Origin of the sequence: Actinomadura sp. WMMA1423, assembly GCF_006547145.1 — a bacterium.
Lineage (GTDB): Bacteria > Actinomycetota > Actinomycetes > Streptosporangiales > Streptosporangiaceae > Spirillospora.
This window is the reverse complement of sequence record NZ_CP041244.1, coordinates 8,788,414-8,802,944: the sequence shown is the minus strand read 5'-3', so window position 1 is coordinate 8,802,944 and position 14,531 is coordinate 8,788,414. Positions and strand designations below refer to the sequence as shown.

Genomic DNA, 14,531 nt, shown 5'->3' with positions numbered 1-14,531 from the left:
CCAGGGCTTCTTCATGTTTCAGGGCCTGCCACGCCGCCCGCGATCATGCTGTGATCACCCACCCACAGACGTGGTGGAAAAGGCTCAGTGAGCGAGTGCCAGTCATCGCCGAGTTGGTGTGAGGGCGATTCGCACTCGATCGTGCCTGAACTGGATCTTCGCGCCGACCGTCCGTAGAACCTGCTTCTTACGGGCGCCACGGAGAAAGCGCATGCCGCGCAGTGGGAAATCGCCGCGCAACCGCAGTTGCACGAAGACCAGCGCCGTGCGCCAGATGTCGGAGATTCCGGCCGCCGTCCCCAAGCCCAGGATTGTGCTGAGACCGACGAACGCGGTGATCCCTGCGACCAGGCCGTGAGCGCGGCCGTTCTGGATGCCGAGCGCCAGCCCGATGGGAACCGCGGCCGTCAGCGCCACCAGCAGAGTGCGGCTGCGATCCTGTTTCCAGTGGGTCTCCGGGTCGGGTGGTGTCTCGGTATCGGAAGTCGGGCGCGCCATGCTGGTCATGAAGCCGAAAGTGGATCCGGTGAGCAGACCGGCGACGGCTCCGAACTCCGGGCTCTTGGTCAGGCCGTAGGCCAATCCGATCGGCACACCGATCGTCGACGAAGCCAACAGGTCCGTCAGGTTTGGGCCCAGTCTCGCCCATCGGCGCCGCATACTGGAAATACTGCGAACGCGCGTAGCCGCGTGTCCTGATGCACAACTGGCGACGACCCCGGCGAGCAGACCGAACAGCAGATGGCCGCTCTGGTTGCGGACGGCCATGGTCACCACGGCGAGAATGAGCAGTGCGACCGCGGGGTTGACAGCGCGCGGCACTCTGTCCGGGAACCCGGGCAGCACCCTTCGGCGGGCTCCGGAACGTCGATCCGATCTCCGCTCGGGATCCTTGGGGCGGGGATCGCGGGCCTCGGAGACGACCGTAGCCAGAAAGCCGAACACGGAGCCCATCGCGGCGCCATAGCTTAGACCGAAGAGCGTCCCCGTGTGTCCGGTGACCGTGTACTGTCCCACCGGCCCGAAGACCATCAGGCCGGTAACACTCGTGATCAGTGCGCCCGCGAGGGTGTTGAGCACGTACCGCTCCCAGCGCGGAACCCAGTGGTGCATACGCCACCAGGAGAGATCCTCGCCGTCCATCTGGACGGCGAGGTAGCCGAGATACCGTTTCGCCTCTGTAATGCGCCTCTGGTCGGGTCCGTAGGCAACGCTGACGACGCGGCCGAGGAGGAGGTCCTCCACCTTTTCCCGCGTCTCGATCGGGCCTGCGGTCGACAACTCGTCGACGACCTGAGGGTCCGCGCTGAGGAGGGCGAGGTTGAAAGGCGTGTCGAGCGCCCGGCCGATCGGATGCTCAGGATCAGTCTCCAGCTGTTCGATCACCTTCCGCAATGGATCGTCGTCCGGAGCAGGGAAGGGCTGATAATCCTTGAGATACGAGATCGCGAGATCTGGCGTGACCGGTCGCAACTCCAGTGCGACGGCACCGTGTACATGGCGGTGCCCCGCCTTCACGGCCGCCGTGAAGTCCTGGGTGCGAGTCAGTAGCACCAGCCGAAAGGTCTGGCTCTCCCGGTTGATCGAGTGGATCGCCTCGATCTGTCGCTCCGGGTCCAGCTCGTCAAAAGCATCCAGGAACAGTGCGACCCGGCCCTCGCGGACCAGTCGCCAGGCGGCGTCGGGTCCGTACTCGGCAGACCCCAGAAACGTGTAGGTAGTCGCCAGTTGCTGGGCGAACCAGGCACTGAGACTCTGCTCGGGAAAGTTCCAGTCCTGGGCGGTGAGAAGCAGCGGTACGGGTGTCTTTCTGCTCGTGTCCCGCGTTAGACCGATGCGACGGTCCAGTTCGTGGAGCAGCAATAGGATTGCGGTGGAGGTCTTGCCACTGCCGTAATGGCCCATCAGGATGATCCGGCCGGAGCCAAGGCCGGCGTAGATCTCGAACAGCTCCTTGAGCCCACCCTCTTGGATGGTGTCGGCTGTCGCCCGCTGGGTCTCGGGCAGTTCCCGGAACCGGCCCGGCTTGTCCGGGTCGCCGACCGCGACACTGACGCGCCCCGCGACCGGGCGCTCAGTGCGAGTCCAGCGCGGTGGGATGGGAGGGGGCATGACGAGCCCGCGGTAGGACGCCTCAGAGTCCCATTGCCCGTAGAGGTTCCTGGCCAGTGCGGCGACTGCTTTGTCCAGCGGACCAACTGATGCACCCACGCCCGTTCCTTCCCAGCGGATCTCTTCTGCAGGAAGAGGCACCGGTCGCGATGGAGCCTCCTGCGGAGCAGGATGCGGTTGTTCCGGCCCGTCCATCACCGCAGGAACCGGCACCCCCTTGCGGAGTCGGTCCACCCTGCCCCACCAGCGCAAGAATTCTTCGTGGTCACCGAACTCCGAACCGACCATTTCCAGGAAGGATGCGACCGCCGTTCTCCGCGGCAGGCTGGCGCCGTTGAACCAACGAGTGATCGTTGCCGGGTTCACCCCCAGTATCCAAGCTATCTCGTTATTTCTGGGTTCCCAGTCGGGCCCCTTGCCGGCCTTCGTGCGCGCAGCATCGCGTATGAGCGTCTTCAGGACACTGCGGAACTTCGCGATCTCATCGTCGGCTTGACCCATCTCCCACTCTCCTGTGTAGGCGGTGGAGGGACTCTACACCGATCACGAAGACCGCAGGGGACAAGTCTGACATATCAACCAGGGCACGCGATCGATGCGGCCATCCGGTACGCACCACCGGCCTTTCGGCTGCGACGCAGTTGCAATGCAATTTGCAAAAGCGCAGGTCAGGCGCCATATGGATTGCCTCTCGGTTTTTCTTTCGGGTTCGGCTTCCGCGGCACGCCGATCCCTGGTGAACTGATTTTCGCAACGACCAGAAAGGAGCTGATCAATGGCTATCAGCACAGCTTCCCGGAGCCCGCACGAGAACCCCGAGGAATACCGCCGCCGGGTGGACGGAGCGGACGATCTTCAACGAATGATCCAGAAGATGCGTCGGCGCCCCACCCACCGGGAGGGGGACGTCCCTCTCCCGACCCTGGAAGTCAGCGGGCCGCAGACGGCGACGAGCGCCGTTATCGCGGCGGTCCACCGACTGTGCAGCGGCGCACCCCACGCACGGATCACACCTTCCGCGTCTCCGACAGGCCAGCCGGGGTACACCGCGATCTCCGCGCAATTGCACGCGGCGGCGGAAGGCCTGTCGGAACAAGCGCCACGCTTCGAACCCCGGCTGCGGTTCCCCCTACTGAACATGGTCGTCTGGCTGGCAGAGCCCGAGCGGGAGCACGATCTACCCAGCAACGAGCCGGACCGGCTGGACAAGCGGGTCGGGGAGATGCTCCGGCAGCGCGGCAAGACTCTCAACCCCCGCATAGACCAGCGCACGTTCTGGGCGAACGTGCGCGCCTACGCCGAGGGGCCGCTGCCGGCCTGGGCGGCGGCAGGAACAATACTCAGCGCAGTGTGGGCGGCGCAGGCCCGCATCCTGCTCGGCGTGATCACTGTCCTGCTCAGCATTCTGCTGTGGGCCGCACAAGTGTTCCTGCTGTCACGCGCCTGGGCGGGCAGGAGACGATATCGCTGGTTGTTCCGCTCCCAGCCCTACCCACGGAACGGAGGGGAAGAGAGAGCCCACACACTCCGTGATTTCGCGGTACGGGTGGTGCGCACTCGACGCGCGGCTGACGGGAATCCCTCATCCGCGGACGAACAAGCCGCGGACAAGGCGAACTCCGAACTGGAGCACCTGCTGGTCAACGCCTTCCTCGAAGACCTACGGCAGGGCTACCAGCGGGACTGGCGGATATGGCGGCGGGTCGCCTGGGCGCGCACTAGCTACCCCACCCTGGTGGTGGACGGTCCCGGGGGAGCTCTCGTCCAGCGCATCGAAGAGGTGCGGAACGAAACAGCAACGTGCGACCCCCTGCTCGTCATCTACATCCACAACGACGAGCCCCAGGGCACGCACACGGCCGACGACGGTGCACACCCGTCACCGGAACAGGTGCCCACCGCCGAGGCGGGCAATCTCTGGGAAGAGTGGAAGCGGGCCCTGGCCCGCGATCGTGAGCTCGGCTCGAAGCGAGTACTGCGAGTGGGCTTGGACGCCGCCGATGCCGAACTCTTCAGCAACACCCCGGATCCGATCCAGCGGCGGAAACCGATACTGGCCAATCCCTTCTTTCCGTGGGTGGCGGCGTCGGTGCTGCTGATCGCCCCGCTCACCCACCTCGTCACGTCCACCGCGGGAAGCTGCGCCCCGGGCATCTCGCGCGTCAGCACTGGAGAGTGCATCGGCATCAGCGATGGCGACTTCGCCTTCCACCCGCGCCTTAAAAGGGCGCTCTCCCAAATTCATGACGCGAACAGCCGGGTGACCGCGAGCCGCCAACCGTACGTCACGATCGTGTACCTCGGTGCCCTCAGCCTCCCCGACGGAGCAGTCGAGGGCTCCGACGACCTACTCGCCGACGTGCATGGTGAACTGGCCGGCCTGGCTCTCGCCCAGTCCGAGCTGATCAGCAACAGCGGATCCGGCAACGGACGGCTCCAGCTTCACATCCTGATCGCCAACGCCGGCCACGGGTACCGGTACGCCTCGACCGTCACCAGCTCGATCCTGGCGAAGGTCAACGAGAACGAGAAGGTCATTGGCGTGGTCGGGTTCGGGGAGAGCCGAAGCCCGGTGAACCAGGCGATCATCGATCTCGGCAAGCGCTCCATCCCCATGATCGGCACCGCCGGGACCTTCGACCGGCTCGGGATCGGCTCGACGGGACGCGTCGTCCCCTCGTACTTCCCCTTGTCACCTCCCAACAGCCGACTGGCACGGCATGTCGTCGAATGGGTCCGGAAGGGGCTCCCCGCGCAGGGGGTCAAGTCGGTACGCCGTCCGTTGGTGCTGTTCGACGGGACCAACGGCGACCTGTACACCAAGGACCTCGGTGAACAGTATCTCCGTGTCTTCGGAGGCGGCATGGACGGGGAACGATATGACAGCACGACAAGCCTGGACAGCAAGGTCACCGATATCTGCAGCCGGCCAACACCACCCGACGCCATCTTCTATGCCGGGCGGGCGGCCCAGTTCGGCTGGTTCATCGATGCGCTCTCGGAGTCCCGGTGTCACGACGTGACAGTGGTGGCCGGAGACGCGGTGACACAGTACGTCAACGACCATGCCAAGGAGATTGGACGCAACCACCGGGTACGGGTGCTGTACACACCTTTGGTGTCGGCCGCCGCCTGGCAGGGTGTCCCCGCCACCAACAGCACCGACTTCTACGCGCGCCTCGACAGAATGCTCGCTGACCTGGAGATCTCGAAACCGGGTGAGACCCGGGCCCCGTCGCACGCGTTCGCCGCCCTGGCCTATGACGCGGTCCGTACTCTGCGCGGTGCTGCCCAAACTGTGTATTCTCCGCAACCGGAGCAGACCGGTGACCTTAACCGGGGAGGCGTCCTACTGGCCTTGGAGAATCTGCAACCCGTCGATGGGAGCAGCGGGGTTGTCAAACTCCACGGCGATGTAGAACGTCACTACGCGGCAGACCGTCCCGTCATGCTCGTCTCCATCGACGGGGCCGGGGCGCAGCATCTCGTCAAGCAGTGCGGAAAACTGTACAACGCCCAGCAGACGGGCTGTTGACACCGCGCGGTCGGGCGGTCGTCGGCGTACACCGTCCGAGCCTGCTCGTGCTTGTCATCGCGTTTGTTCTCCGCTGGATCCGGTCGATGGCCTTGCGGGTGGCGGTGCTGGTCAACCAGCCGCCGGGGCCGGACGGCACGCCATCGGCCGGCCATCGCAGAACGGCGGCAGCAAACACCTCGGCGGCCGATTCCTCGACGATGTCCAGGTCACCGAAACGCTTGGTCAGGGACACAACCACTCGGCCCCATTCCTCGCGATGGAGAGGGCTGATCGCCTCCCGGACGCCGGCCTCGTCGGCTGGAACGGCCGCACCCCGATCCCTCCGATCGCGGACCTTGGCGAGCTTAGCGCCACGTCCAGATCAGGGGCCTTCCACACCCAGTGCGGTGACCACAAACGTTCACCGGGTTGGGTGACACGCCGGACAGGATCCGTGGACGGGGAGGTTGATGGGCTCCACCCTCGTTGACGACAGGTCGTTGTCCAGATGGGAGGCGGCTGGTGGCAGAGCCGGTCAGAGCACGGCGGTTGACCGAGCACGTGCAGGAGGCCCTCGAGCGAGACGTCGATAAGGAAGACCACCGCGCTCCCCGGCCCAGGCAGCAGAGGCAGCGACGCCTCCAGACGAGCCAGGGTGACCTGCTACCCGCACCCGCAGAAACAGGACGCGGGCCCCCCGTGCACACGGGCCTGTCGGGCATGCCGCGAGGCAGACTCCGGCCCACCCCGGCTCGTGGTTCCTGAGCGGAGATGCGGCGAGCACTCAACCCGACTTCGACCGCGCAGAGTGACTGCTAGCGCGGTCTTCTTGTGGCCTCGTTCGCGGTGGGAGAAGGAAGATCTCCCAAATTCCTCCCACCGGGGCACCAGTGGCCGCCCCCGGAGCCCAAAAAGCTGCCCTGCGGGAGCGAGGCCGCGCACTGCTGGACCGAAACCCGTGACCTCTTCGGAGCTGCGACAACGCCAAAGAGGCCTGCTCATCGTCCGAGCAAGCCTCTGAGCTGGGAAAACGTGGGCGATACTGGGTTCGAACCAGTGACCTCTTCGGTGTGAACACGATCAATCAAGCCCAGGACGAGCCGCTTCTCGCCATCGCCGCAGGTCAGCCAGCATCCTTCACCGCGCCACAGCGCACCTCAGAGAAGATCGAGTCCGTTGCGCTCTCCCGCAACTGACGCCTCGCGGCCACAGACGGCGCGTGACCCCCTGTAGCCAGAGGGGAGTCCGGTTCCTGACTTAGGCGCACCCTCATCCTATGGATTGAGGTCGGTCGCCCATGCTCGTCGAGGTGGCCGCATTCGTTGATGGTTCGCATCTGGCGCGATCTTCGTCCGCACCTGGACGGCGGGGCGGAGTCGGGGAGTTCGTCTGCGTTTGGGATCGAGCCTTTCCAGACTAGCCCCAGACTAGCCCCATGTGTCGGCGTCAGCCCGATTCGCGGTGACGAACGAGACGGCGGCGACCACTGCCAAGACACCGACCGCACACCAAAGAGGTGCCTCCACCGCGACCTTCCTGATGAGCACCGCACCGGTCGCCGCGCCTATCAGGAGGGCCGCGATCGACATGGTCCGGCGGACCACGCGTTCCTTGGCCTCGCCGCGGTCGGCGACCAGGGCGGTGAGGGTCGTGGTGACGACGATCGTCCGGAAGTCGGGCACGTCCAGGCGCCGGACGATGGCATATTGCCAGCCCATCGAGACGGCGAGAATGGCGATCGCCGCGAACCGGGCGGATTGCTGGATGTGACCGAAGTTCGTGACGATCAGCGCAACGGCGATGAGGGCCCACGTCTGCACGGCGGTGGCCGCACCCAGGAGCCGGCCCCGATGCGTGATCCCGTTGAAGGCCAGATGCCCGCCGACGGCCGCCCCGCCGCAGAAGAACACGGTCGACAACGTGGTCGGCACGATGTCGCCTGCGACACCCGAACTGCCGCCGATTCCCAGGCCGAGAAAGATGATGTTTCCCGTCATATTCGCCACGAAAACATTACCGAGCTCCAGGAAGCTGACCGAATCCACCAATCCAGTCATAACTGTGAGGAGGACGAGCAGCGGGGGCAACGGCCCGTGATCACGCGGTTCGGACACCCGTTAATTCTCGCAAACGGCCAGGTGTAACGGTGGCTTCCGCAGTGGCGTGTCGGAATCAGCAGGCCGTCCCGACTCTTTTGAATGGTCCGGAGCTCAGGAACCGGTCACGGTCGGCGCTTTGGCGGATTGAACGGGCTGCTCTTCGTTCAGGCATCTTGGTGCGAGCGCGCCGAACACCAGACCGAGCACGGCCCAGGTGACCGCGAGTGTGCCGAGTGAGGCGAGCCTGAACCTCCACAGCACAGCGGCGGGAAAACCGACCGGAACCTCATTGACGGCGGGCAGTGCCGCGTAGGCGACGCCCAGCAGCCCGACGAACACCGCCCCGCCGGCAACGGTCGCGTTCCAGCCGCCGAGGCGGACGGCCAGCCGGTGTCCGACCTGCGCGGCGACGACCGCGGCGACGACGCTGATGGCGATCAGCGCCAGGTAGAGGACGGTCCGGTCGCCGACGGTGTCCTCCTTGCCGACCGCAGGCGGATTCGCGGGGTACTTCAGGAAGGGCGCGAGGCCTACGATCACGAACCCGGCGCCCGCCAAAAGCGCCGCAGTCGGACGGGCGGTGAGAGCGCCGAGACGTCCGTAGAAGCCGGCGAAGACCAGCGCGAATACGCCGCCGATCGCGATGCCGAAGAGCCCGAGCGCGACCGACAGGCCAAAGGTCTCCTGCACGCCGCGGGAGACGACGACCTCGGCGGTGTCGTGGAGGTGCCCCCCCGCGGCGGTCACGTGCTCGTGGCCGCCGCTCGCCTCGTGCCCCTTCTCGAAAGCGATCGCGGCGCGGATCTGCGGTTCACCGACAATCCAGGCGAACACAGCGGCGACCACTCCGCCGGCGAACCCGGCCAACATGCCGCGAACGAGAAGTGCCCGGATCATGAGCCGCTCCCGGTGGCCGTCAGTGGCAGGGCGATCCGAGAAGGTGCCGGCCGTCGTGCATGAACTCGTGAATCCCTGTGCCGCCGAACAGCGACACCGCGCCCTGCTCGGCCCCGACGAAGTAGAGGATGACGAGTCCGAGGACCGCGGCGAAGACGGCCCACGGCACGATCTCCCGCAGCGGCACTCGAACGGGAACGGGACGGGTTGGTGCGGTCGGCACTACCGCTTCGGCCATGGAATCTCCTTCTCCACGGGGCCGGTCAGACGCCCGGACAACCTGATCTTCACCGTTCCGGGTCCGGCCGATTCAACGAAAGGCTAACACGACCACAACACCCAGTCACTGATCAACATATTCGGTCAAGCCATCGGAAACCGGCGTAGAACCGAAAAGTGAATTTCTCGATCCCATCAGCCCTGAGAGTTGCTCGTCCCAGCTCACTGGTCCCTGAAGCAGGCGATGTGGAAGGAGCGCGGTGCGGGTGACCCGTCCGCTGCGAAAGTGCGTACTCGGAGTTCGTTCTGCTGATCTCCGAGACCCACGGTGACCAGGCCAGGTTCCACGGGCTCGCTCTCGGCACTGCCGATCGTACCGGCGAAATTCGTTCTCGCTTCGCCGCCAAAGAGGGGGGCCTTCCATGTGACGATGTACTCGTTAGTGCCGTCGAAGTCGCAGCCTTCGACGAGATACCCGCGCACGACGCGGCCTTCGGCATCGATGACACAGGCCAGTCTCTTCCTGAATTCCGCCACAGCTTGCTCCCCTCGTCGATAGCGGCGCCTTACCACGACCGCACCCGCAAAGTTGCCCCTGGGGACGCACCCATAATCACCAAAAACGGTATGCCGAATCCCATCAGGGCGGATCAGGTCCCGTGGAGGACTCGTCCCGGGACGGTCGTCAACGGCCGTGCCTCGGCGGTTCGAACGCGTAGAGATCGATAGTGGCCGGGGGGCGCGACAGTCCTGGTCCGCCGGCGTTCGCCCATACGGTGATGTCGTCGACGGCGCCCTCGTCGAGGACATGCCCGATCCACGTCGTTCGCCCGCCGGCCGTACGGCCCTCCGCGGAGGGGTTGATCACGATGACGTTCGCATTCGTGCACGGACCGAGACAGTCGGTGTAGCGAACGCGGACGTCATGGGCCAGCCGATGGCGGAGCCGCCGTTCCAGTCCGTCGTGGTCGATGCCCGCGTTCCGGCGGTCGGTGCCGCAGCAGCAGCCCCGGCATATCGTGACCGTGCACCGTGGTCTCGGCGGCGCGGGTGCACTCTCCCCGCGCGCGGTCAACAGAGTCCATCCGGACTGCTCCCGCCGTCCCGTCTGGGCCTCTTCCGCCCCTTCTCTAGCATTCACGATCGCCTGCCCCCATGTGGATACTAACTTTTCCGAAAAGCAGGGATTTGGGCGTTTCATCCTGCTCAGCGGAGACTCCGACCGCCGCGGTCGCCCTGGACGACGCATACCCCCGGTCGGGGCCGTGGCCTACATGGAAGGACATCGTGGCAAGGTCAAGGATGCTTTGCGCAAACTTACCCGCGGTCTTCGATTGCGGGAAAGGTCAGGGGTACATCTCCGGGCGTCCGATGCTCTTCATCGGAAAGGAGATTCACGACGATGCAGTATTCCACGCTTATGGAGCGAGTCCGCCATCTGGCGCCGGAAGAGCGCAATGTGCTCGACTCGCCCTACACGATCTCGAACGAACTCTACGCGGCTCTCCGTTCGGTACTGCACGACGTCGGCGGCCAGCCTGATGCCCCCGCTCCCTTCCTGGAAAAGGGTGAGGAGGAATGGGAGATGAACACCTACCTCACCTGCGAGGTCATCTGCTGGCGCACCGGCTGGAACGCCGAGATGCGGCGGCGGTCTGAGAACGACCTCGGCGCCACGATGTACTTCGGGCTGCCCTACTACGCCCGTTGGATCACCGGTGCCGCCCGGTATCTCGTGGATGCCGGCCTGATCACCACCGACGAGCTCGGCCGGAAGATCGACGAGATCCGGGCCCGGCAGGAAGCGAGGACCTGATGGCCAACCCCAAATTCTCGATCGGCGACAAGGTCACCGTCCGCGACGAGACCACTCTTTTCCACACCCGCACGCAGAAGTTCGTCCGCGGGCGCACCGGCGTGGTGGTCGAGCACCGCCCCGAATGGGTCATTCCTGAGGACGAGGCGTTCGGACGAGTTGACAACGGGCGCAAGGAGCCGTTCTACGTGGTGCGTTTCAAGCAGACCGACCTCTGGCCCGGCTACCCCGGCCAGTCCATCGACACACTCGAGACCGAGTGCTCCGAGCGCTGGCTGGCCCCGGCGCAATAGAGAGGAAGAAATGACTTCAATGCACGACGGGCACGACGGACACGACGGCCACAACGCCTTTCCGGTGTCCTCGAAGGTCAGCGAATTCGAGATCCTCGAACTTGCGGTCCGTGAACTGTCCATCGAGAAGGGCATCTTCTCGGCCGAGGACCACCGCCGGTTCTCGGAGTGGGCGGACGGCGTCGGTCCGCACGGCGGGTCCAAGCTCGTGGCCAAGGCGTGGTCCGACCCGGCGTTCAAGGAGCGGCTCCTCAGCAACGGCACCGAGGCGTGCAGGGAGGTGGGCATCGACTGGCTGCATCCGACGGGGACGGGGACGCCGAGCGACTACACCTTCTTCTACGTCCTGGAGAACACGCCGAAGGTGCACAACGTGATCGTGTGCACGCTGTGCTCCTGCTACCCGCGACCGGTCCTCGGCATGTCGCCGGACTGGTACCGGACGCCGGCCTACCGTCGCCGCATGGTGAACCGGCCCCGCGAGGTGCTCGCGGAGTTCGGCCTGCACCTGCCGGAGGACGTCGAGGTGCGGGTGCACGACTCCAATCAGAAGTCCCGGTTCATGGTCATGCCGATGCGGCCGGAGGGGACGGAGGGCTGGAGCGAGCAGCAGCTCGCCGAGATCGTCACCCGGGACACCATGATCGGTGTGGCGCTGCCCAGGACGGACGTGCGGGTGCCCGTCCCGGCCGGGGAGGTGCACAAGTGACGCTGAGCGAGTACGACGTCCTCGCTGAGACTCTCGCCGACATCGGGGAACGCGGCGACATCTCGCTCCGCTGCATGGAGCATGAGCCCGAGGTCTGGGAGACGCGAATGCAGGTGACGTGCGAGTGCCTGTCCAAGGGCGGCGTACTCGACAACCTGGAGCGCCGTCACCTGGAGGACGAGCTGGGGGAGACCGTGTACGTGCGCTTCCCCGTCCAGGCGCGCTCGGTGCTGACGGTCGCCCACACCCTCATGGACCGGGGGCTTTTCGAGGAGGACGAACTCCGCGCGAAGATGCGCGAGGTCCGCGAAAGGATGTCGGAGGTCTGACGATACGCGCAGCCGGGCATGGCGATCATCCATACGCGGAAGCCGCGTCACCGTGTCCGATCGCCTTGCCCGGAGGCGTTCCCGCGGTTCTGCCGCCTTCCAGGCAGCATGAGGAACGCGCGTAGGTCGGCGCTCTTCAGTCGAAGATCCGGCAGCTTCGGCAGCTCCTTCCGGATGGGCTGGACGGCATCGGGCCCGGCGACCTCGCCGCACAGGGCCGTCAGCGCGCTGACGGTCCTTTCCGCGAACCAACGGCCGGCCAGGGCGTGCTGAACTTTCCGTGCGTGTGCAGGCCGCAGCAGTTCCGCGCCCGCCAGGTGCTCAAGAAAGGATCCGAGGTCGATCAGGGCTTCGCTGAACGGACGGTACTCGGGGGCGGGGCCGTGCAGCACCGCGACCTGGTCGTCGGGGATCATCTGCTCGACGAAGCGTCGGTAGACCACACCGAACCCCTTCATTCCATGGTCGTGCAATTCCGCTGCGCGGATCGCTCCCATCGACGACACCCCCCATACCGTCCAGCCCGCATCCAGGGCGGCGAGGATCTCCCGGTGACCCACCGCGAGGACATCGCCGAAACGGCCGTCCACGATGACGATCTCGCCGGGAGGGCCGCCCGTGTCCAGCAGTGCGGCCACAGCACCGCGCCGGGCAGGCGGAAGGACGGTCATGCCCTCAACGTCGAGGAGTTCGCGTGGCATGCCGTGTCCGGTTGGGCCGAGGAAAAGGAATGTGCCCGGACCGTTCATCGGCGGGCCATCCGTTCGGCGGCCTCGCCGAGGCGGGGGCCGACACGGCGGCTTCCCTGCGTGAAGTGCTCGGCGAACGGGACGCTGACGCGTACCACCTCGAATGGGCTCGCCAGTGGCGGATACCGGTACGCCCCCACACGTTCGAACCCATGGCGGCGGCAGCGGTCGAGCAAGCGGTTGAGCATTTCCCGGGGCCGGGCCGGATCAGATGTGGGGATGTCGTCGAAGGCGGCCGTACGGTCGGCACTGGCGAATCCGGCGACCAGTTCACTCCGGTAGCGCTCCTCCCCCTTCGCGCCGAGGGAGCGGACGAGGGCGGCGGTCTCATCCAGATCATCACGGGCGCCCTGGATGAAGGCCAGTCGCGACTGGGCGGCCTCGCTCACCGCGCGGACGGCCGCGATCTCCGCCACAGGATGGAATCCGTATCCTCCGTTGCAGGCCAGCGGGGATGTCAGGTCGGGGTCGGCGATCAGGCAAGAGAAGCAGACGCCGAGCGGGGTCGGAATCCAGCGCAGCCATGCTTGAAGTCCGGCCGCGCGGACTCGCTTGATCATCGCGGCGGGGCCGGGCGGCAGTTCCCCGACCACCAGGACCGAGGACGAGCGAAGAGACTCGAAAGAGATCACGTCGCGCTCCAGTACCTCGCAGAGCCCGTGCAGAAGCGCTTCGTCGACGCCGTTCCCGGACGCCAGTCCTGTCGTGGTCGAGCCCCAATACCCGGCCTGCCACTCCTTCGGACACGGATGGAAGACCAATTCCGCGGGGACCGGAATTCGCGTCCCGGAAATCAGATCCTCGGCCCCGACCCAGGAGATCTCGCGATCGACGTCGAGTTCCCGTCCGAGCGCGGGGCACATGCTGAAGAGCGTCGGACCGCCCTCCGCCACGATGTCGCGAGGGGACGCCCATCGGAGGTCGCCACGCTCGGCCGCCCACCGCGGCGACCACTCCGCGACCGCCTGTTCGATGGCCTCCATCAGAGCGCCGGCGCGCGACTCCTCGACCGTCCCGCCCTTCCCCGCGGTGACGATGACGGCGGCAGCGTTCGGCCTGGTCGCTGTGTGCACGGGGATCCCGATCCGGTCGAGCCAGGTCGTCTCGGCACAGCGCGTGACACCGAGCCCGCGGGCCACCGGCCACGCACGGCGCACCGTCACCGCGGCCGGAACCGAACGGACACTGCTACCGAGCACGGGCATACGCGCCGCCCCTCACGTCCACGTCGTCGGCATATTCGCGCAGGCCGCGCGAAAAGCACCAGGAATTCACCGGATTAACACGACGGCGCATGCACTTACCGATCTTGAAGGACTCCCGCTCCCCCAGAGAAACATACGACCGCCCGTGCCACAAGTAAGCATCGAGATCGACGCTGCATCTCTCTGGCATCTGTTTCATCCGCGTGAAAAATGGTACGCTTCGGCGCACATGCGCAGGCCGCCGGCCGTTACGGCGCATAACGGCGCAGGCGACGGCGGAGTACGGAAGACCACTGCGACGAACGGAAGTGTCATGCACGGTCAACAGGGCAGCAGTTTCACCGACCTGGCCACCCCGGGGGCCGCCGACGTCGCCGGCGGCACGCTCAGCGAGGCCGCCGCGTCCTACCTCGCTGCGCGGCTCGCGCAGGGCCTCGTCGTTCCCGCATCCGCCCACGACCACACCACCGTGAACGAGCCGGACGCCGCAGCGAACTAGGGCTCGATCAACCCCGAAGAGAGCCACCTCCCAACGTTGCCGCAGCTCAAGCAGCGTCCTTCATGACTTCACGGAGGACCGCAGGGA

The 14,531-nt window shown here is 66.1% G+C and carries 14 protein-coding genes; 7 read left to right on the top strand and 7 right to left on the bottom strand.

Annotated elements, in window-relative coordinates:
• Positions 1-102: 102 nt before the first annotated feature.
• Positions 103-2,613, bottom strand: coding sequence for an NACHT domain-containing NTPase (locus FKD65_RS40590; protein WP_141584967.1), 2,511 nt, complete (start codon positions 2,611-2,613; stop codon positions 103-105).
• 274 nt (positions 2,614-2,887) lie between these two features.
• Between FKD65_RS40590 and FKD65_RS40585 the strand changes: the two genes are divergently transcribed.
• Both FKD65_RS40585 and FKD65_RS46440 read left to right on the top strand, forming a co-directional pair.
• Positions 2,888-5,647: an ABC transporter substrate-binding protein gene (locus FKD65_RS40585; RefSeq protein ID WP_141584965.1), complete on the top strand. Its 2,760-nt coding sequence runs from the start codon at positions 2,888-2,890 to the stop codon at positions 5,645-5,647.
• 1,052 nt (positions 5,648-6,699) lie between these two features.
• A complete protein-coding gene (locus FKD65_RS46440; protein WP_302931573.1) occupies positions 6,700-6,825 on the top strand; it encodes a hypothetical protein in 126 nt (41 codons plus the stop codon).
• A 231-nt stretch (positions 6,826-7,056) separates the two neighbouring features.
• Here the strand turns inward: FKD65_RS46440 and FKD65_RS40575 are convergent, their stop codons facing one another.
• The 4 genes from FKD65_RS40575 to FKD65_RS40560 form a co-directional block, all read right to left on the bottom strand.
• A complete protein-coding gene (locus tag FKD65_RS40575) occupies positions 7,057-7,743 on the bottom strand; it encodes a YoaK family protein (RefSeq protein WP_141584962.1) in 687 nt (228 codons plus the stop codon).
• A gap of 96 nt (positions 7,744-7,839) precedes the next feature.
• Positions 7,840-8,625 carry a CbtA family protein gene (locus FKD65_RS40570; protein ID WP_141584960.1) on the bottom strand — a complete coding sequence of 262 codons (786 nt, stop codon included), beginning with the start codon at positions 8,623-8,625 and terminating at the stop codon, positions 7,840-7,842.
• A 19-nt stretch (positions 8,626-8,644) separates the two neighbouring features.
• Complete coding sequence (locus tag FKD65_RS40565; RefSeq protein ID WP_141584957.1) at positions 8,645-8,863, bottom strand: CbtB domain-containing protein; 219 nt, start codon at positions 8,861-8,863, stop codon at positions 8,645-8,647.
• A 203-nt stretch (positions 8,864-9,066) separates the two neighbouring features.
• Positions 9,067-9,381 (bottom strand): hypothetical protein, encoded by a 315-nt coding sequence (locus FKD65_RS40560; RefSeq protein ID WP_141584955.1) that lies wholly within the window; start codon positions 9,379-9,381, stop codon positions 9,067-9,069.
• An 865-nt stretch (positions 9,382-10,246) separates the two neighbouring features.
• On the opposite strand from FKD65_RS40560, the gene FKD65_RS46120 reads away from it, so the two are divergent.
• From FKD65_RS46120 to FKD65_RS40535, 4 genes are read left to right on the top strand one after another with little or no spacing between them, the layout of a single operon-like run.
• Entirely contained in the window at positions 10,247-10,660 is a 414-nt protein-coding gene (locus FKD65_RS46120; protein ID WP_141584951.1) for an SH3-like domain-containing protein, read from the top strand.
• Complete coding sequence (locus FKD65_RS46115) at positions 10,660-10,953, top strand: SH3-like domain-containing protein (protein WP_141584949.1); 294 nt, start codon at positions 10,660-10,662, stop codon at positions 10,951-10,953. Before FKD65_RS46120 ends, FKD65_RS46115 begins: the two co-directional genes overlap by 1 nt.
• Positions 10,954-10,963: 10 nt before the next feature.
• A complete protein-coding gene (scnC, locus tag FKD65_RS40540) occupies positions 10,964-11,662 on the top strand; it encodes a thiocyanate hydrolase subunit gamma (protein WP_240809846.1) in 699 nt (232 codons plus the stop codon).
• Positions 11,659-11,991 (top strand): nitrile hydratase subunit beta, encoded by a 333-nt coding sequence (locus FKD65_RS40535; protein WP_141584947.1) that lies wholly within the window; start codon positions 11,659-11,661, stop codon positions 11,989-11,991. Before scnC ends, FKD65_RS40535 begins: the two co-directional genes overlap by 4 nt.
• A gap of 47 nt (positions 11,992-12,038) precedes the next feature.
• Here FKD65_RS40535 and FKD65_RS40530 read toward each other — a convergent pair whose 3' ends face one another.
• Together FKD65_RS40530 and FKD65_RS40525 are read right to left on the bottom strand one after the other, a co-directional pair.
• Complete coding sequence (locus tag FKD65_RS40530) at positions 12,039-12,740, bottom strand: TfuA-like protein (protein WP_141584945.1); 702 nt, start codon at positions 12,738-12,740, stop codon at positions 12,039-12,041.
• Positions 12,737-13,945 (bottom strand): YcaO-like family protein, encoded by a 1,209-nt coding sequence (locus tag FKD65_RS40525; protein ID WP_141584942.1) that lies wholly within the window; start codon positions 13,943-13,945, stop codon positions 12,737-12,739. The genes FKD65_RS40530 and FKD65_RS40525 overlap by 4 nt, the downstream gene beginning before the upstream one ends.
• 313 nt (positions 13,946-14,258) lie before the next feature.
• Here FKD65_RS40525 and FKD65_RS40520 point away from each other — a divergent pair, with 313 nt between their 5' ends.
• Positions 14,259-14,444, top strand: coding sequence for a hypothetical protein (locus tag FKD65_RS40520; RefSeq protein ID WP_141584940.1), 186 nt, complete (start codon positions 14,259-14,261; stop codon positions 14,442-14,444).
• Positions 14,445-14,531: the final 87 nt, after the last annotated feature.